We start from the raw sequence: 24575 nt of genomic DNA, 5'->3' as shown, positions 1-24575 counted from the left end.
GCCTGTAACATGGGCGATACTTAACATTTTTTGGCGCACTATCACTGGCTCAACAAACCCAATTCTAAATCAGCCAGCTTACACAAGGGTCGGGCCATAAACCTTTATATTTACCAACCCTTAATCTTTAACTGATAACAGAACAGTGTTAGATCCTAAAATTTTCGAGGCCCGTCCGGGTATCAGCGCCGTTTTATTACCCGATGCACCTTTGTTTACCGTAATGGCCGTGAGTAACGATTTGGTTCGCTCAACCGGATTACCCCGGGAAGCATTAATCGGCCGCGGATTTTTTGAGCAGTTCCCCCAAAGCACCCTGGACCCGGAATTTACCGGTGAGCAAAACATCAGGGCTTCCCTGGAGTACATCCAACAACAAAAAGTACCCCATGGCCTTCCCCAGCAACGCTACGATGTTGCCAATGAAGATGGCAGTTTTACCGAAAAATACTGGCAGGTGTACAATGTGCCGGTACTGGGTAATGCAGGCGAACTGCTGTACATCATCCATACCGCCGAGGACATAACCGGGCAGGTCCAGGCCCGGAAAAAAGCACAAAAGCTGGAAGGCATTGAAAAAGCCTTTGGCCTTTTTATGCATGCACCCATGGTGGTAGGTATGGTAAACGGTGACAACTATGTGCTGGAGATGGCCAACGAAGAAGCTTTAAAGTTATGGGGCAAAGGGAAAGAGATCATTGGCAAGCCCATTTTACAAAGCTTGCCCGAACTGAAGGGCCAGGGCATCATCGAACTGTTCAACCAGGTGCGCACCACCGGGCAACCTTATATTGCACATGAGGTGCCCGTATCTTCCATGGCTAAAGAAAAAGAGGAGCTGCACTATTTCAACCTGGTGTACCAGCCTTACTTCACTAATGGCAGCACCAAAGCAACTGGAGTTTTTACCATTTCACACGATGTAACGGAGCAGGTGAAGGCCCGGCAAAAAGTCCAGGAAGCCAATAAGGAATTACAGTTTGTGACCGACACCCTGCCGCAGCTGGTGTGGGCGGCTGAAGCCAATGGGTATACCTATTTTTTCAACAAAGGCTGGCTCGAATTTACAGGCCTTCCGCTGGAAGCCGTGCAGGGTGATGGCTGGATGCAATCACTGCATCCAGACGACCTGGAACGTACACATGCGGTATGGAACCAAGCCCTTCAGACCGGCACCATCTATGAAATTGAATACCGCCTTAAACGGTTTGACGGCAAATACCGCTGGTTTCTTACAAGGGGCACACCGATGCAGGACGCACATGGCCGCATATTGAAATGGTATGGTTCCACCACCGATGTGCACGAGCAAATAAGGGCGGCCGAGGCCTTGCAGCAAAGCACCGAACGTTTTTACCTGGTGGCCAAAGCGACCCAGGACGTAATCTGGGATTGGAACCTGCGCACGGATGAAATTTGGTGGAACGAAGGTTTTAAAGAACTTTTTGGTTACCAGGCCGAGGAGATAGAACCCACCGTGGATTCCTGGTACAACCGCGTGCACACCGATGATAAGGAACGTATTGTGGGTGGCATTCACGAGGTAATTAGTAGTGGCGGAACCAACTGGTCGGCAGAATACCGGTTCCGGAAAAAAGATGGCAGCTATGCCCTTGTATTCGACAGGGGCTATATCATCCATGATAAGGACGGAAAGGCATCCCGGATGCTGGGTTCTATGCAGGACATTACTGAACGTAAAAAGGTGGAGGCAGACCTGCGCCTAGCGCATGAACGCATCGTCAATATCCTGGAAAGTACAGCCGATGCTTTTTATGCGCTGGACGAGCATTTCAACTTTACCTATGTCAATAAAAAAGCAGCCCAACTCTGGGGCAGCGACCGCGAGGCCCTGATTGGTAAACACTACTGGACCGAGTTTCCCAAAGCCGTAGGCAGCCAATCTTATCACATGCACTACCAGGCGCAAAAGGAAGGCAGACCCGTTCATTATGAAACCGTGTCGCCCCTGCTCGGTATCTGGATTGATACCAGCATATACCCGGGAACTGATGGCGGTTTATCCGTTTTCTTCCGCGATATCACCGAGCGGAAACAATGGCAGGAAGAGCTGGAAAAGAAAGTGGAAGAGCGCACACAGGCGCTTGCGGACGCCAATGAAGCCCTTCACAAAAGCAATGAAGAACTGGAACGTTCCAACAAAAACCTGGAGCAGTTTGCCTATGCCGCTTCCCACGACCTGAAGGAGCCCATGCGCAAGATCCAGATCTTTTCCGACCGGCTCAAAGGCCGGCTCGAAGGCAAGCTGGAGGAGGATGACAAACATTATTTCACCAGGATCATCAATGCTACCCACCGGATGAACACCCTTATAGACGACCTGTTGCTGTACTCGCATGTGAGCAGGGGTGCCGTGAAGGATAAAATGGTGGACCTGAACAAAAAAATTCAGCTGGTGCTGGAAGACCTGGAGGTAGAACTGGCAGAGAAAAAAGCCACCATCAAGGTAGCTGAATTACCCACCATCAAAGGACACCGGCAACAATTGCAGCAGCTTTTTCTGAACCTCATTGGCAATGCCCTTAAGTACAGCAACCCAGATATACCGCCCGTAATCAACATCACCTCAAAACAGGTAAAAGGTATAGACACCCCCTTGCACCTCAATGGCAAAAGAGGTGAAATGCTGTACCACCTGGTTGTAGTGCAGGACAATGGTATTGGTTTCGACCAGGAAGATGCAGAAAGAATCTTCAATGTATTTACGCGGCTGCATGGCAATGCCGAATACCGCGGCACGGGTGTTGGATTGTCCATTGCACAAAACGTTGTGCAAAACCATGGCGGTTATATCTGGGCTGAAAGTATACCGGGCAGAGGGGCAACTTTTTCCGTGCTGTTGCCCATTGAATAACCAGTATTGATAATAAAAGAACGGGTACATAGCACAACGAATAGAGCGCATCCATGATGGATGCGCTCTATTCATTTGAATAACTGGGAAAGAAAGGGATGAGCAGGAGGTACAACCCTGATAAAAGCATTTCAGTTTTTGTAAAAAGGGATAGAGGATATCCCTTTCAGAATGCAAACCTGTTCCTGACTAATGAAACAAGGCTCAGGATTTGCATATAATGGTGCGACCCTGGAAATGCGCTGCATCGCTGGGCATTTCCCTTTTTATACACCCAAAAATCACCATACAAAATGAGAAGACTCCCCGTTTACCTCTTGCTCGATACTTCAGGATCAATGACCGGCGAGCCCATCGAAGCCGTAAAAAACGGCGTGCAGGTTATGATCAGCTCCCTGCGCCAGAACCCGCAGGCCATTGAGACCGCCTTCATCAGCGTGATCACCTTCGACAGCGATGCGCGCCAGCTGGTGCCGCTTACCGACCTGGCTTCTTTCCAGATGGTGGACATCAAGGCTACCGGCACCACCAGCCTGGGTGCTGCCCTGCGACTGGCAGCCACCAGCATCGACAACGAAGTGACCAAGACCACCGCAGAGCAGAAAGGCGACTGGAAGCCCCTTGTTTTTATCATGACCGATGGCATTCCCACCGACGACTGGCAAAGCGGACTGGAAGAATTTAAAAAGCGCAAAACGGCCTATACCGTTGCCTGTGCAGCCGGCAGCGGTGCCGATGCCAACCTGCTCAAGCAAATCACCGAAAACGTGGTAAGCCTCGATACCGCCGACAGCCAGAGCATCGCCAAGTTCTTTACCTGGGTAAGCGCATCCATTGGCGTTACCTCCACCAAGGTAGAAGATTCGGGCAAAGAGGTAACCGGTCTTGGCGAACTGCCGCCCCCTCCTTCCGAACTGAATGTAGTGGTATAACTGATACAGCTGCTCCATTCAAAAAGCATTCTACCAAAGAAACAGGAGCTTAAAACATAGCGGCAATGGAAGATATAATAGCGGTGGTGGACAGCCTTTTCCGTAACCGTGGCATTGCCATAACGGACGACAGAAAAGCGCTGTTCAACAGCTTCCTGGAAGCCGAAAGAAACCAGGCGCTTATTGATGTAATCATGCAAACAGGCAATTTGCTTATGGCCGGATGGAAACAGGAAGAACGGATTGCAGACCTGCAGCAGCAGCTCCTGCGTATCCCCAATGCAACGGTTGGTAAAGATTACACTGCTACCCTTGATTTTCAGAAACTGGGCTGGCAGGACATGGTGCAAACCGCTTTTTCGGGTCTGGAGGCAATAGGCCTTGCCTACGACCCGGCCACTGGGCAGATCAGCGGTACGCCTACCCAAAGTGGCGACATCCCGCTCCAGTTCCTGTACCGATTGGATACAGAAAAAGAGGATGCATCCCTCCATGCAAAAAGCCTTACCCTGACGGTTAATCCCGACCCCAAAAGCCTCTGGAAAAACCTGGAAAGTGATACACAGGATCCTTACTGGAAGGAGGATCATGTTACAAAGTTTGCCCCGCTGGGCGACCGCCACATTGTGGTATCATCCAAACGGGGACGCTCCCATGCAAATGTGGGTTCTTTCCGCGAAGATGATTTTGCTTTCGATAGCCTTGAAAATGGCTGGCAGATTGTGGTGGTAGCTGATGGCGCCGGCAGTGCAAAGTTGTCCCGGAAAGGTTCAGCCCTGGCATGCGCCTCGGTGGTGGAGTATTTCAAAGAAGAAGCGGCCAAAACCAGTATGGCAGGTTTTGACGCCGTGCTGCAACAATACCTGGCCCAACAGGAAGCCGCTACGGAAAAGGAGTTGAACAACTTTGTATACAACAACCTGGGCAAGGCTGCATTTACCACCCACAAAAAGCTGGAGGTCTTTGCCAAGGAAAGTGGCGCCACCCTGAAAGACCTCAGCGCCACCCTGATCTTTACCCTTTGGAAAAAATACGAAGCAGGGTATGCATTCCTTTCTTTTGGTGTTGGCGACTGCCCCATTGCAGTGCTGAACAGGGACGTGACAGAAGTGACACTGATGAACTGGCTCGACGTAGGCGAATTTGGCGGCGGCACCCGCTTTATCACCATGCCGGAGATCTTCCAGAACAAGCAGTTCGCCACCCGTTTTGGATTTAAGCTGATCGATGACTTTTCTTACCTGTTCCTGATGTCGGATGGTATTTACGATCCCAAGTTCGTAGTGGAAGCGGCACTGCCTAAGATCAGCAAGTGGCAGGAGTTCCTGGCCGACCTCGGGGGCAACAATGAAGCAGGCACCAAGGTAGACCTTAACCCGGACAACCCGGAAATAGCACAACAGCTATCGCAGTGGATGGATTTCTGGAGCCCGGGCAATCATGATGACCGCACACTGGCGATTGTGTTTTAACCGGTGCGCCACACCATCCCCTTATTTCCAGGCACCCAAATTTAAACGATAGAGCACCATGGTTGTGAACCAAGCAGGCAATTTTACAGGTAAACCCGGCTATCGCATCCGGACGGCGCCTTCCGTGGTGCACCCGGGCAAAACCTATCAATACGTTGATAATGGCGAACCCATGCGCGGCGGGATGAAGGACGTGTACTTTGGTCCAGACCGCTCCTACGTGGTTGCTTTTTACCGCGACAAACAGGATTATAATTCTCGGGAGCGGCTGCAAAAGATCGTGACCCAGTACTACGACAGTTTCTTCAACCGGGAGGGCGGCGATTATTTCAAGGAATTGTATTGCTGGCCCACCGATATGGTGGAGGAAGGTGGAAAGGTAGGCCTGGTGGTGCCTACCTATAACAAAGCTTTCTTTTTCCAGAAAGGCTATGCCACCAGCGAAGGCATCAAAGGAAAAGAAAAGCAGGGGCTTTGGTTTGCCTCGGGCAAGTTTCGCAACAAAGGTTTTTCACTCCGCCTGGATGAAAGTGAGCTGGGCAACTGGCTCAGTTATTTCCAGGTATGTGTCAAAATTGCAAGGGGCGTAAAAAGGCTCCATGCTGCGGGCCTGGCCCACTCCGACCTTTCCTATAAAAATGTGCTGGTGGACCCAGTGAGCCGCTCGGCCACCATCATCGATATCGATGGACTGGTAGTGCCCGGCCTGTACCCGCCCGATGTAATCGGTACCGCTGATTTTATTGCACCGGAAGTACTGTCCACCAAACACCTGGAACTGCGGGATCCTGCCCGTAAACACGCCAACCGCACGACCGACCTCCACGCCCTTGCGGTGATGATCTATATGTACCTGTTGTACCGCCACCCCCTAAAGGGCGGCAAGGTAAACTCGTTGGATACGGAGCAGGACGACCTCTTGTCGATGGGAGAAAAGGCATTGTTTATTGAAAATCCTACCGACCTTTCCAACCGGCCCAAGCTGGACCAGGTAAGCAAATGGGCCCTGCCTTGGGCCGATGTAAGCAAGCTGCCTTATACCCTCACCGGCCCTTACCTGAAAACATTGTTCGACCAGGCATTCATTACAGGTTTGCACAACCCCAACATGCGGCCCAACGCCGACAGCTGGGAGCAGGCCCTGCTCAAAACCACCGACCTGATGCAACCCTGCGCCAACCCGCAATGCGACCAGAAGTGGTTTGTGTTTGACAATACCAATGCACCCAAATGTCCTTTTTGCGGAACGCCGGTAAAAGGCACCCTGCCGGTACTGGACCTGTACTACCAGTTCAAGCCAACGGTGTGGCACCCCGAAAACCACCGGCTGATGGTGTACCACAACCAGTACCTGTTTCAATGGCATGTAAACCGAAACGTGGTACGCAACGAAAGGCTGACAAAAGAACAGATGATTCCGGTGGGCTATTTCACCTTTCACCACAACAAGTGGGTACTGGTAAACCAAAAGCTGGATTCCTTAAAAGATCTTACCGAAGACAAGGAAATCCCCATTGGCACGATGGTAGACCTGACGGATGGGAAAAAGCTGTTGCTGTCGCGGGAGGAAGGCGGCCGGATCATTGTCATTACCATGGCCAATAAATAATCTATAATCCCAAATCAAATAATCGGGCATGGAATCAAATACAGTGGCCACAGCCAACAGACAACAGACCACAATGACAGTACCCTTTGTGGTCTGTTGTCTGTTGGCTGGGACCCAAATACCGTTTCCATACTAACCCGCTGCAAACCTTTATCAAAAAAGTCAAACACACCTATATGAGATTAAAACCTGCAGGCATACTGATCATCGTTTTGATCATTGCCATTCTGGGCTATTTTGCACTGAAGCCCCGCCTATCTGAAATCCGCTCGGAAAACAACACAGAACTGCCCGGCACTACCGGCAACCGGAGCACAACCGCAGAAGGTACCAACACAACTGTCCCAGAGCCCACTACAGCCAGCACCGGCAATACAGATGACCGCGAATTCAACTATACGCCGGAAAAGCCACAGAACGGCACGCTCAGGGGTGTAGTGGAAGTGGGTGCAACAGGCTTCAACTCTTTTGTGATCAATATGGATACGCAAAAGCGCTGGGAGATCGTTTCCAAGGACTTTGGGGAATCGTTGGCCTACGAAGGGCTGGCTACCACAGAAGACATCCGCAGCGGTCTGAAAAAATACCTGGCCGCCATGTTCGACAAAGGCGTATCCAAAAACAACATGCACTTTGTGATCTCCTCGGGTGCACAGAAAGAACCTAAGACGGCTACCATCAGCAACGAGTTAAAAAAAATGGGCTACGTCGTCAACCTCGTGACGGCAGAACAGGAAGCACGCTATGCACTACAGGCAACCATTCCGCCCCAGTTCCGCGATAATTCGTTCCTCGTAGATATCGGCTCGGGGAACACCAAAATTTCCTGGGAAGAGGGCGGTGGCCTCAAAGCCATTGAACTGCCCGGAGCCAAGTATTACGAGAAAGGCATGGCTGACGATGCGGTGTACAACCAGGTAAAAGAACAGGCCGCCCGCATCCCGGAGAACAAAAGAAATGTGGGCTTCATCCTGGGTGGCGTGCCCTTCACTTTAGCCAAGCAGCATCGTAAGGGTGAAGAACGCTACACCGTGCTGCGGCTACCCGCCAAGTACGAGGCGGCAGACAAAAAGATGGCTTCGGGCCTGAACATCTACAAGGCGCTTGCAGCAGCCACCAATACCGACACCTTTGTTTTTGACTGGGATGCCAATTTCACCATTGGCTTCTTGCTTGGTCTGAACCGTTAATCCTTACCTATGAGTTTTTTAAAACAACTCCTCAACCCTTTTATCGAGTTCGACGAGGACAAAAAAAATCAGGGTGCACAACCAACCCAGCCTACGCCTGCGGCGCCCACGCGCAGCGCTACACCGCAGCCAAGGGCACCCGCACCACCACCACAGGACCAGCCTGCCATACATCCGCTGATCAACGAGCCGGCTGCCGCTGCTGCGGCTGCCAGCCAGGTGCCTACCTATTCGGCATCCGGCACCCTTACGGAGCCACTGCCCGAGCATGTGGCCTATTTCGAAAAGCTGATCGATGAGGCCAACCGCACCAATCCCATCTTCCAGGGCTCCGACTACAAGGAGTTTGTGGACAGCAAGATGGACATCGATGACATCACCGACGAATCGCTGAAGTACCGCACGGCCTACAATGTGCTGAAAAGTACGGGGCTCACCCGCGATAAACTACTGGCAACCGGCCAGGAATACCTGAACCTTATTGGCAGGGATATGAATGCCTTCCAGGGAGCACATGCGCTGCAGTATAAAAAGGAAGTGCAAAGCAAGGAACAGGTGATCGACAAAAAGGCGGAGGAATTGCAGGCGCTCACCATGCGCATCAATACACTGAAGGCGGAGATCAATCAGATCACGCAGGAGATCAACCTGACCAAGGACAAGCTGAATACTTCCCGGCAATCATTCCTGTTGGCCGGCGAGCACAAGCAAAAAGAAATAGAAACGGAGTTGAAGAAGATCGTTCAATATTTCTAAGCGGGTGCTCTATAGGGATACTTATTTTAACCCAACTTTCAGCTGACCCGCTACATGCCAGTATCTTCGCCCAATGGTACCCATTGGAACAGAAGTCATCCTCAACCAGGATATCTTACAGGAGGATGACCGGAAGCAAAACTTCTTTATCTACGAAAAGTATATTAACGCAAAGACTGCAGGCAAAGTAAAAAGTCATGAACCCAACGGGCAGATATGGGTCACTTTCCCCGGCAACCACCTCCTGCTTTGGGAGCACAACATCATACCGGTTAATTAAACCCTGCACAAAACAGCCCCACTTATGGGGCTGTTTTGTGTTTGCCTGACCTTGCATTTGTTTGCGCCTGCTGCGCAAAAGCCACCAGCAACCTGCTTCATTTTCCCGGTGAAAGCTGATTAAGTTCAGGAAGGTGGGGGAAGGTAATTGTCAAAGCTGCGTTGTGCCCCTGCATTCCATTAAGGTATACAAACGATTGTGATGGCACTGACAACCGCAAGCGGATCACTCTGGTAAAAGGTATATTACAGTGGCATGGTGGCCATAACCAATATAAAAACAAACCCGCAGCAAGGCCGCGGGTTTGCACCAACTATTCATAAACGAACAAGTAGCACGCTGGCTTTTGCACTAGTTGTTGAAGTGCATAGGCTACCGTGATATCCACAGCCATTTTACTTTCCTTATCAGGCAGGCTGTACAACTACCCGGTCCTCGTTCATAAAACTGATCAACACATTCAACTCCTGCCCTGCTTCCAAGTTTTCAAGTCCCGGTGCAGGCAGGTTGATCTTGGATGGAATTTTGCCGCCATACAGGTCCAGGTACACCGCGTAAGGCGATACCTTGGTGATGATTGCAGGTATGGGTTCTTTTGCTTCAAACGCTTTAAGCGCCTCTCGATACTCGGGTTTGAATACCCGGTAAGATAAAGCTGCGGCTATTTGCTTGGGTTTGTCCAGGTTTACCAACTGGAAGGTCACCGGCGCATTGAAGCTTTGTTCGCCGGGCTTGTTTTCCCAGGGCGATAATTTGAGGGGAAAGAACAGGTAGGTCTCCATCTCCTTTACAAACAAATCATCCTCTACCTGCTTGAGGTAACCCGAAAAGCGGTTTTCGCTACGGGCTTTTTGCGTCAGCTTGTCCAGGCCGCCATTGTACAAGAACTCAACGTCGTAAGCCGTCTGGCGGTCGCCGCGGTCGGTAAGGCGCAGTTTGAAATTGATCTCATCACCCACGCGGAAATGGTGGGTTTTGCCGCCGGCACCAGGCAGCTTTGTTTTAGTATTGATGGATTTCATTTTGCCTCCTGCCTTGTATTCAATGGTAGCAAAATGTTTGTCGTAATGCACAAAGGAAACAAGGCCGCGATATATCTTATCAGTATCTGTCATGAAGCTAATAGGTTAACTCTGCCACGGTATGCACCCTGGCAGAATGGGCAAAGGTAAGGCTTGCCGTTGGCTTTAGCGCTTTGGTACTACTTGCTTAAAGAGGTTAATTAAAGTTAGACCCGAGGTTAATAATGGTTAATCATATCGATGCCTGAGTACATCCCGTCTTAACTTGCCCGCGATTTGATGGGTTATACTCCTGTAACTCTTACCCAAGTGTAATAGCAAAATGATGAGCAAAATTTACGTTCTTTTATTTTCCCTGCTGTTGTTTACCAACCTCTCCGCACAGAACCGGGGTGGGCAGCAGATGAGTGGCCGCTTTTATGGCAAAGTGGTAGATGCCAACAATAAACCGGTAGATGCAGCTTCTGTAACCCTGGTGCAGGAGCGAATGGATAGCGCCACCCGCCAGCGCAAGGAGGTTGTTGCCAATGGCATGCTTACCCGCAACAATGGCGAGTTCAGCCTGGAAAACGTGCCGGCAATGGGCCGCTACAAACTAAGAATCACCGGCATCGGCTATAAGCCTTTTGAGCAGGCGGTAAGCTTTAGCGCACCCAACCGCAATGGCGGCGGCGATCCTTCCAACATGATGGCGGCGCTGGACAAAGACCTGGGCAATATCAAACTGGAGATTGACGACAAGCTGTTACAGAATGTAACGGTAACGGCAACCTCAAGACCACAGTTGCAAATGGGTATCGACCGGAAAATTTTCAACGTTGACCGCAACCTCACCTCCACTGGTGGTACCGCCATCGATGTGATGCGCAATGTACCTTCGTTGAACGTGGATGTGGACGGTAATGTAACGCTGCGCAACAGCTCGCCGCAGATATTTGTAGACGGCCGTCCTACCAACCTCACTCTGGAGCAAATTCCCGCCGACGCCATTGAAAGCGTAGAGATCATCACCAACCCGTCGGCCAAGTACGATGCTTCGGGTGGTGGCGCTGGTATCCTCAACGTAGTATTGAAAAAAACAAAACGCGTAGGCTATAATGGTTCGGTGCGCACCAGCATCGACTCAAGGGCTCGTGTAGGCCTTGGTGGCGATTTTAACCTCCGCCAGAACAAGGTGAACTTTTTTGGCAGTGTCAACTACAACCAGCGCAAGTCCATTTCTACTGGTTCGCAGTACCGCAGCACCAATTCTACCAGGCTTCAAAGTACGCTCAACCAAAACGACCGCAACGTATCGGAAGGTAGTTTCCGTTTCCTGCGCGCCGGTATCGATTATTTCATCAACAACCGCAACACGCTGAGCTTTAGCGGCAATATTGGCCAGGGAGGTTTTACCCCCGAAAATAACAGCCGGATCTTCATCAGCCAGCAAAAGCCTTTTCAGACAAACAGCTTCAACAACCGCGAAGCCAATTCGGAAAGCCAGTTCCGCAACATGGGCGCCCAGGTTTCGTACAAATACAATTTTCCTAAAGCGGGCAAGGAACTTACTTCCGACATTACCTACAACCGTAGCCGCAACAATAACGACAACGAAGTATTTTCCAACAACTACGCTTATGAAGGCGGTCCGCAGATCAGCTACCTCAACCAGCTGCAACAGGGCCGGGGCAACAACGAAAACCTGGTATACCAACTGGATTATACCAACCCCATCTCCGACAATGCCAAATTTGAAATGGGCCTGCGTACCCAATGGCGCAACGTAAACAGCCGCAATGATTTCTATATCGACACCACGGGCACCTATATCTATGCACCCAACCTGTCGGTACTGTTCAACAGCCGCGACCAGGTACATGCTGCCTATGTAAATTATAGCCGCAAGCTCAAAACTTTTAACTACCAGGTAGGCCTGCGTGCCGAAAGCTCCAACTACGAAGGCACCCTGCCGGGCAAAGGACAAAATTTCAACATTGATTTCCCCCTGAGCTTTTTCCCAAGCGTGTTCCTGAGCCAGCAATTGGGTGAGAACCAGGACCTGCAACTCAACTACTCGCGCCGGATCAACAGGCCCAATTTCTGGCAACTGTTTCCTTTTACCGACTATACCGATACGCTTAACATCACCCGGGGTAACCCAGGTCTGAGTCCAGAGTTTACCAACTCGCTGGAATTGAGCTACCAGAAAACCTATCGTAAAAGCGATATGTTCCTGGCATCCGTTTACTTCCGCAATACCAATAACCTGATCAGCCGCGTTCAGGTTGAAGAAGCTGATTCGGTGATCAAGCAAACCATCTTAGTCAACACCTTTGTAAATGCCAACCGCAGTTATATCACCGGCCTGGAAATGACCAGCCGCAACACACTGACGAAGTGGTGGGATATGAATGCCAACCTGAACCTGTTTGTTTCCCAAATTCAGATTGACATCCCCAACCAAACACAGCAGGACCCGCTGGCTTCCTATTTCTTTAAATGGAATAACACCTTTAAGCTGCCTAAAAATTTCTCGCTCCAGGTTTCTGCTGATTACCAGAGCAAAACCATCCTGCCTGCAGGTGGCGGCGGTGGATTTGGTGGTGGTGGTGGCCGCGGCGGCGGTGGTTTTGGCGGCGGATTTGGCACCCAAACTACGGCCCAGGGTTATATCAAACCCAACTACGGCGTAGATGCCGCCCTCCGTTTTGAATTCCTGAAAAACAGGGCCGCTTCGCTTTCGGTAAATATCCAGGATATCTTCCGCACCCGTTTGTACCAGGCAGTATCCGAATCGCCCATATTCTTCCAGGAAGTTTCACGCCGCCGCGATCCGCAGCTGGTGCGGGTAAACTTCAACTGGCGCTTTGGCAAGTTCGACCCGGCCCTGTTCAAGCGTAAGAATACCCGTGGCGAACGCGAAAGCAATAATATCGAAACCGGGTTCTAAGGAATTCAAGGTTTAGGTTGATTGCCTGAATTTTAAATAGCAAAAAGGCTGGGTCGCGAAAGCGGGCAGCCTTTTTTTGTGGTCCCAAACTTCTTGACAAGACCACCTGTGGCTTTTAAATGCGCAAACTAATCGTTTGCTAGTTTAGCCAGAAGCCAACTGCCAAAGGCCAACAGCTACTTAACCCTTTCTCCTCCTACCTTCGCAACCCATGACGCAGTTTGCACTCATTGGATGCGGCCGTATTGCCCAAAGGCATAAAACCGAGATCCTCCGTACCGGCGCCCTTGTGGCGGTTTGTGATATTGATTTGGCAATGGCCCAGGCACTGGCAGCCGGAACACAGGCCCGGGTTTATACCCGGCTGGAGGTATTGCTGGAGCAGGAGCCCCTGGTGGAGCTGGTGGTGGTATGTACGCCCAACGGCCTGCATGCCGAACATGCCATCAAGAGCCTGCAGGCTCGCCGCCATGTGCTGTGCGAAAAACCTCTGTGTATTGCCTTTACAGCGGCATGGTCCATGCGCGATACCGCGCATTTCTTCCGCCGCAAATTGTTCGTGGTAAAACAAAACCGTTTTAATAAACCGGTGCTTTTTGCCAGGCAAATACTGGAAGCAGGCAACCTGGGACGTATCCTTTCCTTTTCGTTGAATGGGTACTGGAACCAGCCGCAAGCTTACTATACCGGTAACTGGCACGGCACCCGGCACGAAGATGGCGGAATCCTGTACACCCAGTTCAGCCACTTTTTTGATATGCTGCTTTGGCTCCTGGGTGATACAACTGTTATCAGTGCTGCTGCAAGCAACAGCGGGTTGCGCAGCCACTTTGAAATCGAAGACAGTTTTGTGGCCTTGCTGCAAACAACCGGCGGTGCATTGGGCACCGCTCACTTTTCCATTAATGCACATGGGGGGAACAAGGAAGGTTCTTTTACCATAATCGGTGAAAAAGGCACTATGAAAATTGGCGGCCAGTACCTCAACACCATCGAATGGAACAGCAATGATGCCGGAGTGCCGTATACACCGGAAATGGATGCAGGTGCCAATGATAATGGTATTTATTCCGGCAATATGAGTAACCACCAGCTGGTGTATGACGAGTTGCAAAAAGCCTTGGCAGGACAGCCCCAGAGCCTGCCCGAAGCAAAGGATACGGTAAGTACCATTACCCTTATTGAACAACTCTACGCAGCTGCACGGCGCTGATGCGGAAGCAACGGATCATATGTGCCGTTACCAACGACCTGCTGTACGACCAGCGGATGATCCGTATTTGCACTTCCCTGGCTGATGCGGGTTACGAGGTCATGCTTGTAGGCAGGCGCTATCGAAATACCCCGGCATTGGTTGCACAGCCGTTCCGGCAACATCGAATTCATTGCTGGTTTATAAAGGGAAAACTGTTTTACGCGGAATACAACCTCCGGCTCTTTACCTGGCTGTTGTTTCAAAAAGCAAACTTGCTTTGTGCCATCGACCTCGATACCATTTTACCTGTTTTGTTTGCCTCAAAGCTAAAAGGCACCAAGCGGGTATATGATGCCCACGAATTGTTCTGCGAAATGAAGGAAGTGGTAAGCCGGCCCCGCATTTACCAGTTCTGGAAAGGGGTGGAACGGTATGCGGTACCGCAGTTTAGGTTGGGCTATACCGTTAATGAACCAATAAGGGACATACTGGCAAGGGAGTATGGCGTACACTACGAAGTGATCCGGAATATGCCATGGCTGAAACCTGTAAAGCATACCCCGGAGCCTGAACCATTCATTCTTTACCAGGGTGCCGTAAACGAAGGCCGCAGTTTTGAAACCCTGATTCCCGCCTTTCAATGGATTGACCTGCCCCTGCATATTTACGGCGATGGCAACTTCCTGGAACAGGCAAGGGCCTTGGTGCAGGAACTGGGGCTTTCGCAAAAAGTGTTGTTCAAAGGGAAACTGGTGCCCACAGCATTGCAGGCGCAAACACCCAAGGCCACTTTAGGAATCACGATTTTTGAAAACAAAGGCCTGAGCAATTACTATTCGCTGGCCAACAGGTTCTTTGATTATATGCATGCCGGTGTGCCGCAGCTTTGTGCAGACTATCCCGTTTACCGTAGCATCAACCAGGAGTATGAAGTGGCGCACCTGGTAGCTGATTTGTCGGCACGAAACCTCGCAAGTGCCATCAACCAATTATTGGCGAGTCCGGCTAAACTGCAAACTTTGCGCAGCAACTGCCTGGAAGCACGCGAGGTGTTTAGCTGGCAGGCAGAAGAAAAAAGATTGATTCACTTTTACCGTTCTATCCTTGGCTGATTCTATCCATATCGTTTGTTTCAATGCGCCTGCCCCTGCCGATTATGGCGGGGTGGTAGATGTTTATGCAAAAGTGAAAGCACTGGCAGCATTGGGACTTTCCATCAAACTGCATTATTTCCAATACCAGGAAGGCAGGGGCCATGCGGGACTGGAACCTTTTTGCGCAGCCATTTACGCTTACCCACGTAAAAGCTATAGGCAATGCTTGGCCTCTTCCCTACCCTATATAGTTTCCTCGCGCATCAACAAGGATTTGATTAGCCGGTTGAATGAGGACCAGGATCCCATGCTGGTGGAAGGCATTCATTGCACCGGCATCCTACCCTACCTGGCAAAGGACCGGAGCCTGGTATTACGGCTCCACAACAACGAAGCCGCCTATTACCGCCAACTGGCGCATAGCGAGATCAACCCCGTGCGCAACCTTTACTATACTACCGAGGCCAACCGTTTGGACCGCTACCAGCAAAAGCTCTCCCACCAACTGAAGGTTGCGGCCATCTCCGCTGCCGAACAGGAATATTTTACCAACAGGATGGGTTGGAATGGCGTGCAGTGGGTACCCGCTTTTACGCCCTGGCAACAGGCACAATTCCGGAGTTATGCCGAGCCTTACTGTTTATACCATGGCGACCTTTCTGTGGCAGCCAACGCCACCACGGCAAAGTGGCTGGCGAATAATGTTTTTGAAGACGGCGCAGCCCACCTGGTTGTTGCAGGCAGGAACCCACCCAAGGGCCTGGTATCGGAAATGGAGGCCGACCATAATTGCACCATCATTGCCAACCCAACGGAAGCATACCTGGAACAGTTGATTGGCAAGGCGCAGGTAAACCTCGTGCCTGCACTCCATCCTTCGGGTGTCAAACTTAAGCTGTTGCATGCCCTTTTCCGGGGGCGCCATGTGGTGGCCAATGCCGCAGCCGTATCGGGTAGTGGCCTGCAGGAAGCAGTACACCTTGCAGAAGATGTGGCTGCTTTTAAACAACAGATTGGAGCCCTGATGCAACAACCTTTTGGGCCCAGGGAAATAAAGGAAAGAGCACAATGGCTGGCGCAATATGACACTGCCGTAAATGCCCAAAAACTGGCAACAATGCTTTTTTAAGCAAGAAGCATTGTTTTTTGAATCTAAAAACAAGAAAGCGGCCCCGCTTTTACACGGGACCGCCCTTCAACCATTTATTCTAATTTTTAGAACATCGAAATACTGGCATTGTCCAGCACCTTGCCGGCTTCGGTACGTACCACGCGGGCCGGGAATTTCCGGATCACCATATAATCGTGGGTAGCCATTACGATGGCGGCGCCAAAATCGCGGGAGATATGGAACAGGAGGTTCATGATCTCGTCCGAAGTTTCGGGGTCGAGGTTACCGGTAGGTTCATCGGCCAGGATCAGTTTGGGAGAATTGAGCAGGGCCCTGGCAATATCAATACGCTGCTGCTCACCGCCACTCAGTTCAAACGGGTATTTAAACCCCTTTGATTTAAGGCCTACCTTTTCCAATACATCGGCAATCTTTTCCGACATCAGCTTTTCGTCCTTCCAGCCCGTGGCCTTCAATACAAACTTGAGGTTATCGTTTACGTTGCGGTCGGTAAGGAGTTGGAAATCCTGGAAAACAACACCCAGGGTGCGGCGCAGGTAAGGAACGGTTTTCCAGGTAAGGTCGCGCAGGTTATAACCCGCAACAGTTGCCTGGCCCTCTTTAAGGGGTAGTTCGCCATAGAGGGTTTTCAGCAGGCTCGATTTACCCGTACCTGTTTTACCTACCAGGTATACAAACTCGCCTTTATGCACCTGCAGGTCTACCTCCTGCAACACCAGGTTTTCCCCTTGAAAAATCTTTGCGTTCTTTATATCGATAATGGGTTCTGACATGCGCCTATATTGAAGGCTGCAAAATAAGACAAGAATGCGGTAAACGGCCGTTAAAAAGCCGGGGCTTAACCCATTAAAACACTGCCATATGCCGTGCCGGCACACCCGGTTTGGCAAAATGGTGGAAATGCTTAAGTCCGCCTCCAACCAAAAATACCCAAACGTCACAATGGTGCTTTTCACCGACAATTACCCGTAAGTTCCCTCCTTTTGTAAAAAGAGATGGTTTCCTTTCCGACCTTTGCCGCAGGATTTTATGACAAACAAAGCAGCTTTTTTTGGTACCGAACAGGCAGCTACTGCGCCGCAAAGCCTATTGGCAGCTACTGCCGAGTACCATTTGCTTGCCCAGATGCCTTCGCCCCTTGCCGTGTTTGGAGGCGATGATTTCATTATTGAATTTGCCAACCCCGCACTGCTGCAGATTTGGAACAAAAGCGCTGAAGAGGTACTGAATAAGCCTTATTTCGAAGTATTTGCCCACCTCCAAAATACCGGACTGGAAAACCTGTACCACGAAGTATACCGCACGGGCCTGGCCCAGGTGCGGGAGGAAGTATCCTACCTGGTAGAAAACAACGGGGCGCAACAGGAAAGGTTTTTTAAGATCATTTATACGCCCATCCGCAATGCAGCGGGAGCCATTACGGGCATCATGGCACCCGGTTACGACATCACCGAACAGGTAAAAGCAAGAAGGATAGCCGAGGAAAAAGAAGAATTCAATCGTACCATACTGGAAAGCAGTCCCGACTGTATCAAGATCATCGACACCGAAGGCCGCATGATATCGATGAGCCACCAGGGTCTTTGCCTGATGGAACTGGACGATTTCTGCCAGGTAGCAAGCCAGTACTGGTGGGACCTCTGGCCCGAAGAAAGCCGCGATACCATAAAAGCATCTGTAGCTAAAGCGTTGAAAGGACAGTCAACCCAGTTCCAGGCTTTTTGCCCCACGGCAAAAGGCACCCCCAAATGGTGGGATGTGGTGGTTTCACCCGTGCATAACACCCAGGGCGGCATCACCGAGATCATTTCTGTTTCCCGCGATATTACCTACCAGCATCGCTACCAGCAGTCGATTGATGCAAGCGAAAAGCGCTTTCGCAGCACTTTTGAGAATGCCCAGGCGGGCATTGCCCACGTGGCACCCGATGGCAAACTGCTGCTGGTAAACGAACGGTTTTGTGTTATTGTAGGCCATAGCCGCGAAAAATTGCTGGAGCATGGCTTCCAGGATATTACCCACCCCGAAGACCTAAAGTTGGACCTGGAACTGGTGCAGCAGGTGCTGGATGGCGACAAGGAAAGTTATAACCTGGAAAAGCGGTATATACGGGAAGATGGCGAAACCATATGGGTAAACCTAACTGTTTCGCTGGTACGTGATGAAGCCGGTGCCCCACAGTATTTTATATCCGTCATTCAGGACCTTAGCCAGCGTAAGGCTGCAGAAGAAAAGGTAAGGCAAAGCGAGGCCCAATACCGGAACCTGGCCGAAAACCTGGAACAACAGGTGGCCCAGCGCACAGGTGAACTGGAGCAGTCGCAGGCTTTCCTGAAGTCGGTGCTCAACCGAACCCAAAACGGGATTATTACCTACCAACCCATCCGCAACAAGGCAGGCATTATTACCGATTTCCGGATCACATTTATTAACGATATGGTAACCAAAGACCTAGGCCAAAGCGCCGCTGGCATCATTGGCAAAACCATGCTGGAAACTTTTCCTGATGCTGCTCATAATGGCGCCTTTACGCAATTGGTTCGCTTCGTAGATTACAACGAAGACGGCCATTTCCCCATTACCGTTTTTCATCCCAATGGTCCCCTGTATTTTGATGTAGTGGCCGACCGGCTGGGCGAAGGCGCCACCGTTACCATTACCAATATCACCGGCCAGCGTAAAGCAGCCTTGCAGTTGGAGGCGCTTAACCAAGAACTAAAAAGGTCAAACGCCGACCTCCAGCAGTTTGCACATGTAGCCTCCCATGACCTCAAAGAGCCCGTGCGGAAGATCAAGACCTTCACCAGCAGGCTGCAATCGGAACTGGAAGGAAAACTGGAGGACCGCAGTATCCAGTACCTCGACAAAATACAAAGTGCCGCAAGCCGCATGATCAGCATGATTGACGGCGTACTTAAATACTCTACCCTTTCGGGAAATGAAGAACCAGTGGAGGAAGTAAACCTCAACGAAATACTTGGCAATATTGAATCTGACCTCGAGGTTTTGCTCCAGCAAAAAACCGCGGTTCTGGAAATAGAGCCCCTGCCTACCCTGCAGGGCGCAAGGGTATTGCTGTACCAACTTTTTTATAACCTGGTAAACAACTCGCTCAAGTTTTCCAGACCTGAAGTTCCGCCGCATATCCGTATCCACTCGGAGGCTGTAATGGTCAATGCTAAGTCGTTCTTTAAAATAAAAGTAACCGACAATGGCATCGGTTTCGACCCGGCGTATGCCGAAAGGATCTTCACGACTTTTACCCGCCTGCATTCGAAGGACCAGTATGAAGGCACCGGTTTGGGCCTGGCCCTTTGCCAGAAAATTGCCGAACGGCACGGCGGCTCCATACAGGCCAGCAGCAACAAGGGCGAAGGTGCCGTTTTTACCATCCTGCTGCCTGCATAATACCACTGCCACAAATCTTTATAAAAACTTTTCCCTATAACTAATTATTTAGTTGTTCGACTAAATAATTAGTTATACATTCATGATCAGAACCTCGATCATGAAAACATTAACCAAGGCAGAAGAACAGGTCATGCAGGTACTTTGGAGCCTGGGTGAAGGCTTTATCCGCGACATCATGGATGCCATCAAGCCACCCAAGCCACACCAGAATACCGTTTCCACCATCCTGAAAATATTGGTAGAAAAAGGCTTTGTAGGCACCAACCAGTATGGCCGCCAATACCAGTACTTCCCGCTCATCAGCAAGGATACTTATTCGAAATCTTCCATCGGGTCGCTGGTAAGCTCTTTTTTCAGCGGGTCTTTCTCAGACGCTGTTTCATTTATGGTGAAGGAAAACAACCTGAGCGTAGAAGAACTGGAAGCCCTGTTAACGGAACTCAAAAAAAAGCAGCCATGATTACCTTAGCCCTCTACCTCTTAAAGGTTAGCCTTTGCTCAGGCCTGCTATATGGTTATTATTACCTGTGGCTGCGCAACCAGGTGTTTCACCAGTACAACCGTTTTTATTTGCTGGGTAGTGTGGCCGCATCCCTCCTCTTCCCGCTGGTTTCCCTGCCTGCATTTTTACCGGAGGGTGCCCCAACCAGTTCCGGCAATTGGCAGTTGCTTTTTGCCGGAGGCAACCAGCAGGCAGCTTTAAAGCCTGAAACAACGCCGGATTTGTCAACCCTTCTGTTTTGTGCTTATGCGCTTACAACCCTCCTTTTCCTTTTTGCTGTATTAAAGGGAGTCTGGAAAATGAGCAGGCTGATGCAACAGGAAAAAGCGATCCGGTACAAGGGAGTACAAGTTTACCTCACCACCCATGCGATGGCGCCCTTCTCCTATTTCAAGCGCCTGTTCTGGCGAGAGGATATTGACCTGGATACTCCGGAGGGTGCCGCCATTTTCCGGCACGAGTTGGCGCACATCAAGGCCAAACATTCGGTAGATAAACTGGTGTTGCAATTGGTGCTTTCCCTTTGCTGGATCAACCCGTTCTTTTGGATTATCCGCCGCGAGCTGCAACTGATTCACGAGTTTGTTGCCGACCAGAATGCCGCCCGCAACAGCGATGCCGGGGCACTGGCCCGCATGATCCTGCAAACGGTATATGGCAATACATACCCTTCCCTGATCAACCCATTTTTTCAACAACCCATAAAACGACGATTGTCTATGCTCCACAAAACCTTGCAAACACCCCGAAATGCCTATGTAGGCCGACTGCTGGCGCTTCCTGTTGCAGCCCTCATTTTGATGCTTGTTGCCCAAAAGCAGGCTGCAGCTTCGGTTCAACAAACAGCGGCTTTGCCCACCAAAGGGTTATCCAACACTTCGGATACGGTACCTGCACGCAATGCCGACAACATCAAAGAAGTACGCGTGACCAAGAAGGACAATATCAACCGCATTTCCATCACTTATAAAGACGGAAAAGAAGAAAACTTTACGGAGCAGGAAGCCAGGGAGAAAGGCATTCTAACACCTCCGCCTCCACCACCACCTATGCCCGCAACTGCCCTGGTGGTAGTAGATGGAAAACTGCTGGGTACCCTGTCGGCTACACAGAAGTTGGAAAATATGGTAAAGCCGCAGGAGATTGCTTCCGTCAATGTTTGGAAAAATGAGGAGGCTGTAAAACGTTATGGCCAGGAAGGCAAAAATGGGGTGATTGAAATAACAACCCTTGCAAAAAGCAAAGAGCCGCATCTTGATGCTTCACAAACCAACCGGGGCCCGGGAACCAAACAGCCTTTGGCGGAAAAGGGGAAGATTAAAGATGATTCCAGCAAAGCGCTGCTGGTAATTGACGGTAAAGAAATGGGTACCATGGGCGATTACCCCGAAGCCTCTTTTCCCGTTAAGCCAGAAAATATCTCCAGTATGAATGTGCTGAAAGATCAAACAGCAACGGACAAATACGGAGAAAAAGGAAAGTACGGGGTCATTGAGATTATTACCAAAAAACAATAATGAAAAAGCCGGAAGCACCCTTCCGGCTTTTTCATTATTGCCTGTTTGTTTACATATCGGCTTAAGGTGGCTCTTAATGAACTAATGATGATGGAAGACCTATTGGGTTATTGAAGTGGTCTGTCGTCATAGGTCCGTTGTCTAAACCAACATTAGAACCTGTACTCAATGGTTTCGCCTCCAGAGGTTAACACAAGGCTTTGTCCTTCCCCTGCTTCTACCCTGCCTATAATTTGGGCTTCGATGCCCAGTTCGGTGGCGGTGGCAATCATTTGTGCCGCCGATGCTTCATCGGTATAGATTTCGAGGCGGCAACCCATGTTGAATACCTGGTACATCTCGCGGTTGTCGGCACCGCTTGATTGCTGGATCATGCGGAATATTTCAGGTGCAGCAAACAAGTTGTCTTTGATGACACGCACATTCTCCGGCATGTATTTCATGCACTTGGTTTGGCCCCCACCGCTGCAGTGGATCATACCTTTTACGGCATCAAACTGCTCGGACAAAATGCGTTTTACCAGCGGCGCATAGGTGCGGGTGGGTGACAGCAACAGCTTGCCCACCGGCGTTTCAAAACTTGCTCCGCGGTAGTTGACGGTCACCTTGTCCGTCATACCCAGCGAACCGACATAGGATACTTCATCTGCCAGCAGGTCGTCCAGCGATTCGGGGTATTCGTGCTTGTATTTCTTTGCCAGCACATCATGGCGAGCCGAAGTCAGTCCATTGGAGCCCAGGCCGCTGTTGTATTCCGTTTCGTACACCGCCTGGCCGTAAGAAGCAAAACCCACAATCACATTGCCGGGAGCTATGCCTTCGTTGGTGACCAGTTTGGCCTTGGGCCAGCGTGCCGCCATGGTGCCGTTTACGGCCACGGTGCGCACCACATCGCCCACGTCGGCGGTTTCGCCACCCATAAAAGTGATGTCTACGCCATGCTGCTGCAGGGTATCGAAGAACTCCTGAGAGCCTTCAATGAGGGCCTGCAGCACATCACCGGGAATGCGGGCCTTGTTGCGGTCGATGGAAGAAGAGTAAAGTAGTTTGTCGGTAATACCGATACAAAGCAGGTCGTCGGTGTTCATCACGATGGCGTCCTGAGCAATGCCCTTCCACACGCTGAGGTCACCCGTTTCTTTCCAGTACAGGTAGGCCAGGATGCTCTTGGTGCCGGCGCCATCGGCATGCATTACGTTTACGTAAGCCGCATCACCGCCCAGCACGTCGGGGTACACTTTACAAAAGGCCCTGGGGTATAAACCTTTGTCCAGGTTTTTGGTGGCGGCGTGTACTTCTTCTTTCTGGGCGCTTACGCCCCGCTGGCTGTATAACGACATGTGCGGTTAATTTCAGGGCGCTAAGTTATGGTATTGACCAACACATCAGGGAGGGTTGGCAGGTTGAAGTTGGCGGACGACGGACTACAGACGACAGACAACAGTCGAAAAGGCAAACCACTTTTACTTTGTGTTGTCCCTAGTCGTCCGTTGTCCGTCGTCTGTCGTCCATGGTCAAGTCCGTCGTCCGTAGTCCCTCCTCTCCTTTGTCTCCAAACCGTCGGCTCTTGCTTATCTTCGCAACCCAACTATGCAGGTCCACCATTCCATCGATGCGCTACCACCATTTCGAAATGCCGTCATCACCATCGGTACCTTTGATGGCGTACATGCCGGGCACCGCCAGATTATTGCTGCCCTTAAAGCCGAAGCAGCAGCCATTGACGGCGAAACGGTGATCATCACTTTTCACCCCCACCCGCGCAAAGTGGTGTACCCCGATGTGCCCCTGCAACTGATCAACACCCTTGCAGAAAAAACAGCACTGCTGGAAACGCAGGGCATCGACCACCTGGTGGTAGTGCCTTTCAATGAAGCCTTTGCCGCACTGGATGCGGAAGCCTATGTTTCCCAATTCCTGATTGCCCGCTTTCAGCCGCATACCATCATCATCGGCTACGACCATCATTTTGGAAAAGGCAGGCAAGGCAATTTTAAACTACTGGAAGATCGTGCAGCCACCTACGGGTATAAACTGATCGAAATACCACAACACGTGCTGGATGCCGTTGAAATTTCTTCTACCAAGGTGCGCAAGGCCCTGCTTTGCGGCGATGTGGCAACAGCCAATAAGCTATTGGGCTATCCTTTTTTCTTTTCCGGCCTGGTAGTGCATGGCGACAAGCTGGGACGTACCCTGGGTTATCCAACAGCCAACCTGCAGTATACCGATCCTGATAAAATTCAATTGAGTGTTGGTGTGTATGCCGTAACAGCTATTTTGGATGGCCGTATTCTGAAAGGTATGCTCAGCATCGGCAAACGGCCTACCGTAAACGGCCTTGATGAGCGTGTTGAAGTAAACCTGTTTGACTTTGATGAAGAAATTTATGGCGCTGCCCTCACCATTCATGTACACCAATACCTCCGTGGACAGGAACGCTACCCCGACCTGGAGGCATTGAAAGCACAGTTGTTATTGGATAAGGAAAATAGTTTGAGGGTGCTTGGAGGATTGGTTGGTTAGTTTGATCTTGTTTGTATTTCGGACATATCTTTTACCGGTTAAGAACATTCCTGTTGCTACAATGCATTTCAGTACCTCTTTTAGAACTGAATTTGCTAACCTATTTTTATTTCTAAATGTTTTAAGGTGT

The 24575-nt window shown here is 50.6% G+C and carries 18 protein-coding genes; 15 read left to right on the top strand and 3 right to left on the bottom strand.

Features of this window, described 5'->3' with window-relative positions:
• Positions 1 to 145: 145 nt before the first annotated feature.
• From BUE76_RS11630 to BUE76_RS11600, 7 genes are all read left to right on the top strand, one after another.
• Positions 146 to 2875 (top strand): PAS domain S-box protein, encoded by a 2730-nt coding sequence (locus BUE76_RS11630; RefSeq protein WP_073040231.1) that lies wholly within the window; start codon positions 146 to 148, stop codon positions 2873 to 2875.
• Positions 2876 to 3168: 293 nt separating this feature from the next.
• Entirely contained in the window at positions 3169 to 3807 is a 639-nt protein-coding gene (locus tag BUE76_RS11625; RefSeq protein WP_073040233.1) for a vWA domain-containing protein, read from the top strand.
• A 65-nt stretch (positions 3808 to 3872) separates the two neighbouring features.
• On the top strand, positions 3873 to 5279 hold the full coding sequence (locus tag BUE76_RS11620) for a PP2C family serine/threonine-protein phosphatase (protein ID WP_073040235.1): 1407 nt from the start codon (positions 3873 to 3875) through the stop codon (positions 5277 to 5279).
• 58 nt (positions 5280 to 5337) lie between these two features.
• Positions 5338 to 6888: a helix-hairpin-helix domain-containing protein gene (locus tag BUE76_RS11615; RefSeq protein WP_083596355.1), complete on the top strand. Its 1551-nt coding sequence runs from the start codon at positions 5338 to 5340 to the stop codon at positions 6886 to 6888.
• Positions 6889 to 7064: 176 nt separating this feature from the next.
• The gene (locus BUE76_RS11610; RefSeq protein ID WP_073040237.1) at positions 7065 to 8078 is read left to right on the top strand and encodes an acetate and sugar kinases/Hsc70/actin family protein; all 1014 of its coding nucleotides are present in this window, start codon (positions 7065 to 7067) and stop codon (positions 8076 to 8078) included.
• Between the two features lie 9 nt (positions 8079 to 8087).
• Complete coding sequence (locus BUE76_RS11605; RefSeq protein WP_073040239.1) at positions 8088 to 8834, top strand: hypothetical protein; 747 nt, start codon at positions 8088 to 8090, stop codon at positions 8832 to 8834.
• A gap of 73 nt (positions 8835 to 8907) precedes the next feature.
• Positions 8908 to 9114: a hypothetical protein gene (locus BUE76_RS11600; protein ID WP_073040241.1), complete on the top strand. Its 207-nt coding sequence runs from the start codon at positions 8908 to 8910 to the stop codon at positions 9112 to 9114.
• Between the two features lie 407 nt (positions 9115 to 9521).
• On the opposite strand, the gene BUE76_RS11595 is transcribed toward BUE76_RS11600, so the two are convergent.
• Positions 9522 to 10229, bottom strand: a complete 708-nt coding sequence (locus tag BUE76_RS11595; RefSeq protein WP_073040243.1) for a hypothetical protein — start codon at positions 10227 to 10229, stop codon at positions 9522 to 9524.
• Between the two features lie 232 nt (positions 10230 to 10461).
• Between BUE76_RS11595 and BUE76_RS11590 the strand changes: the two genes are divergently transcribed.
• From BUE76_RS11590 to BUE76_RS11575, 4 genes are all read left to right on the top strand, one after another.
• Positions 10462 to 13068 (top strand): TonB-dependent receptor domain-containing protein, encoded by a 2607-nt coding sequence (locus BUE76_RS11590; protein ID WP_073040245.1) that lies wholly within the window; start codon positions 10462 to 10464, stop codon positions 13066 to 13068.
• Positions 13069 to 13279: 211 nt separating this feature from the next.
• Positions 13280 to 14281 carry a Gfo/Idh/MocA family protein gene (locus BUE76_RS11585; protein ID WP_073040247.1) on the top strand — a complete coding sequence of 334 codons (1002 nt, stop codon included), beginning with the start codon at positions 13280 to 13282 and terminating at the stop codon, positions 14279 to 14281.
• A complete protein-coding gene (locus tag BUE76_RS11580; protein WP_245798302.1) occupies positions 14281 to 15375 on the top strand; it encodes a glycosyltransferase in 1095 nt (364 codons plus the stop codon). Before BUE76_RS11585 ends, BUE76_RS11580 begins: the two co-directional genes overlap by 1 nt.
• Positions 15368 to 16486 (top strand): glycosyltransferase, encoded by a 1119-nt coding sequence (locus tag BUE76_RS11575; RefSeq protein WP_073040249.1) that lies wholly within the window; start codon positions 15368 to 15370, stop codon positions 16484 to 16486. Before BUE76_RS11580 ends, BUE76_RS11575 begins: the two co-directional genes overlap by 8 nt.
• 86 nt (positions 16487 to 16572) lie before the next feature.
• On the opposite strand, the gene BUE76_RS11570 is transcribed toward BUE76_RS11575, so the two are convergent.
• Positions 16573 to 17262, bottom strand: coding sequence for a cell division ATP-binding protein FtsE (locus BUE76_RS11570; RefSeq protein ID WP_073040251.1), 690 nt, complete (start codon positions 17260 to 17262; stop codon positions 16573 to 16575).
• A 256-nt stretch (positions 17263 to 17518) separates the two neighbouring features.
• Between BUE76_RS11570 and BUE76_RS11565 the strand changes: the two genes are divergently transcribed.
• From BUE76_RS11565 to BUE76_RS11555, 3 genes are all read left to right on the top strand, one after another.
• Positions 17519 to 19897: a PAS domain S-box protein gene (locus tag BUE76_RS11565; RefSeq protein ID WP_143157202.1), complete on the top strand. Its 2379-nt coding sequence runs from the start codon at positions 17519 to 17521 to the stop codon at positions 19895 to 19897.
• Between the two features lie 100 nt (positions 19898 to 19997).
• Positions 19998 to 20360, top strand: a complete 363-nt coding sequence (locus BUE76_RS11560) for a BlaI/MecI/CopY family transcriptional regulator (RefSeq protein ID WP_073040255.1) — start codon at positions 19998 to 20000, stop codon at positions 20358 to 20360.
• Entirely contained in the window at positions 20357 to 21919 is a 1563-nt protein-coding gene (locus BUE76_RS11555) for a M56 family metallopeptidase (protein WP_073040257.1), read from the top strand. The genes BUE76_RS11560 and BUE76_RS11555 overlap by 4 nt, the downstream gene beginning before the upstream one ends.
• Positions 21920 to 22071: 152 nt before the next feature.
• Here BUE76_RS11555 and BUE76_RS11550 read toward each other — a convergent pair whose 3' ends face one another.
• On the bottom strand, positions 22072 to 23259 hold the full coding sequence (locus BUE76_RS11550; protein ID WP_073040258.1) for an AIR synthase-related protein: 1188 nt from the start codon (positions 23257 to 23259) through the stop codon (positions 22072 to 22074).
• Positions 23260 to 23509: 250 nt separating this feature from the next.
• Between BUE76_RS11550 and ribF the strand changes: the two genes are divergently transcribed.
• Positions 23510 to 24445: a riboflavin biosynthesis protein RibF gene (gene ribF, locus BUE76_RS11545; protein ID WP_073040260.1), complete on the top strand. Its 936-nt coding sequence runs from the start codon at positions 23510 to 23512 to the stop codon at positions 24443 to 24445.
• Positions 24446 to 24575 lie beyond the last annotated feature (130 nt).

Source organism: Cnuella takakiae (assembly GCF_001953305.1).
GTDB classification, from domain to species: domain Bacteria; phylum Bacteroidota; class Bacteroidia; order Chitinophagales; family Chitinophagaceae; genus Flavisolibacter; species Flavisolibacter takakiae.
This window is presented reverse-complemented; position numbering and strand designations above follow the sequence as displayed.

Bases quoted from the DNA above. Each gene is read 5' to 3' on its own strand.
- BUE76_RS11625 (WP_073040233.1), top strand. From the start codon at position 3,169: ATGAGAAGACTCCCCGTTTACCTCTTGCTCGATACTTCAGGATCAATG.
- BUE76_RS11620 (WP_073040235.1), top strand. From the start codon at position 3,873: ATGGAAGATATAATAGCGGTGGTGGACAGCCTTTTCCGTAACCGTGGC.
- BUE76_RS11615 (WP_083596355.1), top strand. From the start codon at position 5,338: ATGGTTGTGAACCAAGCAGGCAATTTTACAGGTAAACCCGGCTATCGC.
- BUE76_RS11610 (WP_073040237.1), top strand. From the start codon at position 7,065: ATGAGATTAAAACCTGCAGGCATACTGATCATCGTTTTGATCATTGCC.
- BUE76_RS11605 (WP_073040239.1), top strand. From the start codon at position 8,088: ATGAGTTTTTTAAAACAACTCCTCAACCCTTTTATCGAGTTCGACGAG.
- BUE76_RS11600 (WP_073040241.1), top strand. From the start codon at position 8,908: ATGGTACCCATTGGAACAGAAGTCATCCTCAACCAGGATATCTTACAG.
- BUE76_RS11595 (WP_073040243.1), bottom strand. From the start codon at position 10,229: ATGACAGATACTGATAAGATATATCGCGGCCTTGTTTCCTTTGTGCAT.
- BUE76_RS11590 (WP_073040245.1), top strand. From the start codon at position 10,462: ATGAGCAAAATTTACGTTCTTTTATTTTCCCTGCTGTTGTTTACCAAC.
- BUE76_RS11585 (WP_073040247.1), top strand. From the start codon at position 13,280: ATGACGCAGTTTGCACTCATTGGATGCGGCCGTATTGCCCAAAGGCAT.
- BUE76_RS11580 (WP_245798302.1), top strand. From the start codon at position 14,281: ATGCGGAAGCAACGGATCATATGTGCCGTTACCAACGACCTGCTGTAC.
- BUE76_RS11570 (WP_073040251.1), bottom strand. From the start codon at position 17,262: ATGTCAGAACCCATTATCGATATAAAGAACGCAAAGATTTTTCAAGGG.
- BUE76_RS11565 (WP_143157202.1), top strand. From the start codon at position 17,519: ATGACAAACAAAGCAGCTTTTTTTGGTACCGAACAGGCAGCTACTGCG.
- BUE76_RS11560 (WP_073040255.1), top strand. From the start codon at position 19,998: ATGAAAACATTAACCAAGGCAGAAGAACAGGTCATGCAGGTACTTTGG.
- BUE76_RS11555 (WP_073040257.1), top strand. From the start codon at position 20,357: ATGATTACCTTAGCCCTCTACCTCTTAAAGGTTAGCCTTTGCTCAGGC.
- BUE76_RS11550 (WP_073040258.1), bottom strand. From the start codon at position 23,259: ATGTCGTTATACAGCCAGCGGGGCGTAAGCGCCCAGAAAGAAGAAGTA.
- ribF (WP_073040260.1), top strand. From the start codon at position 23,510: ATGCAGGTCCACCATTCCATCGATGCGCTACCACCATTTCGAAATGCC.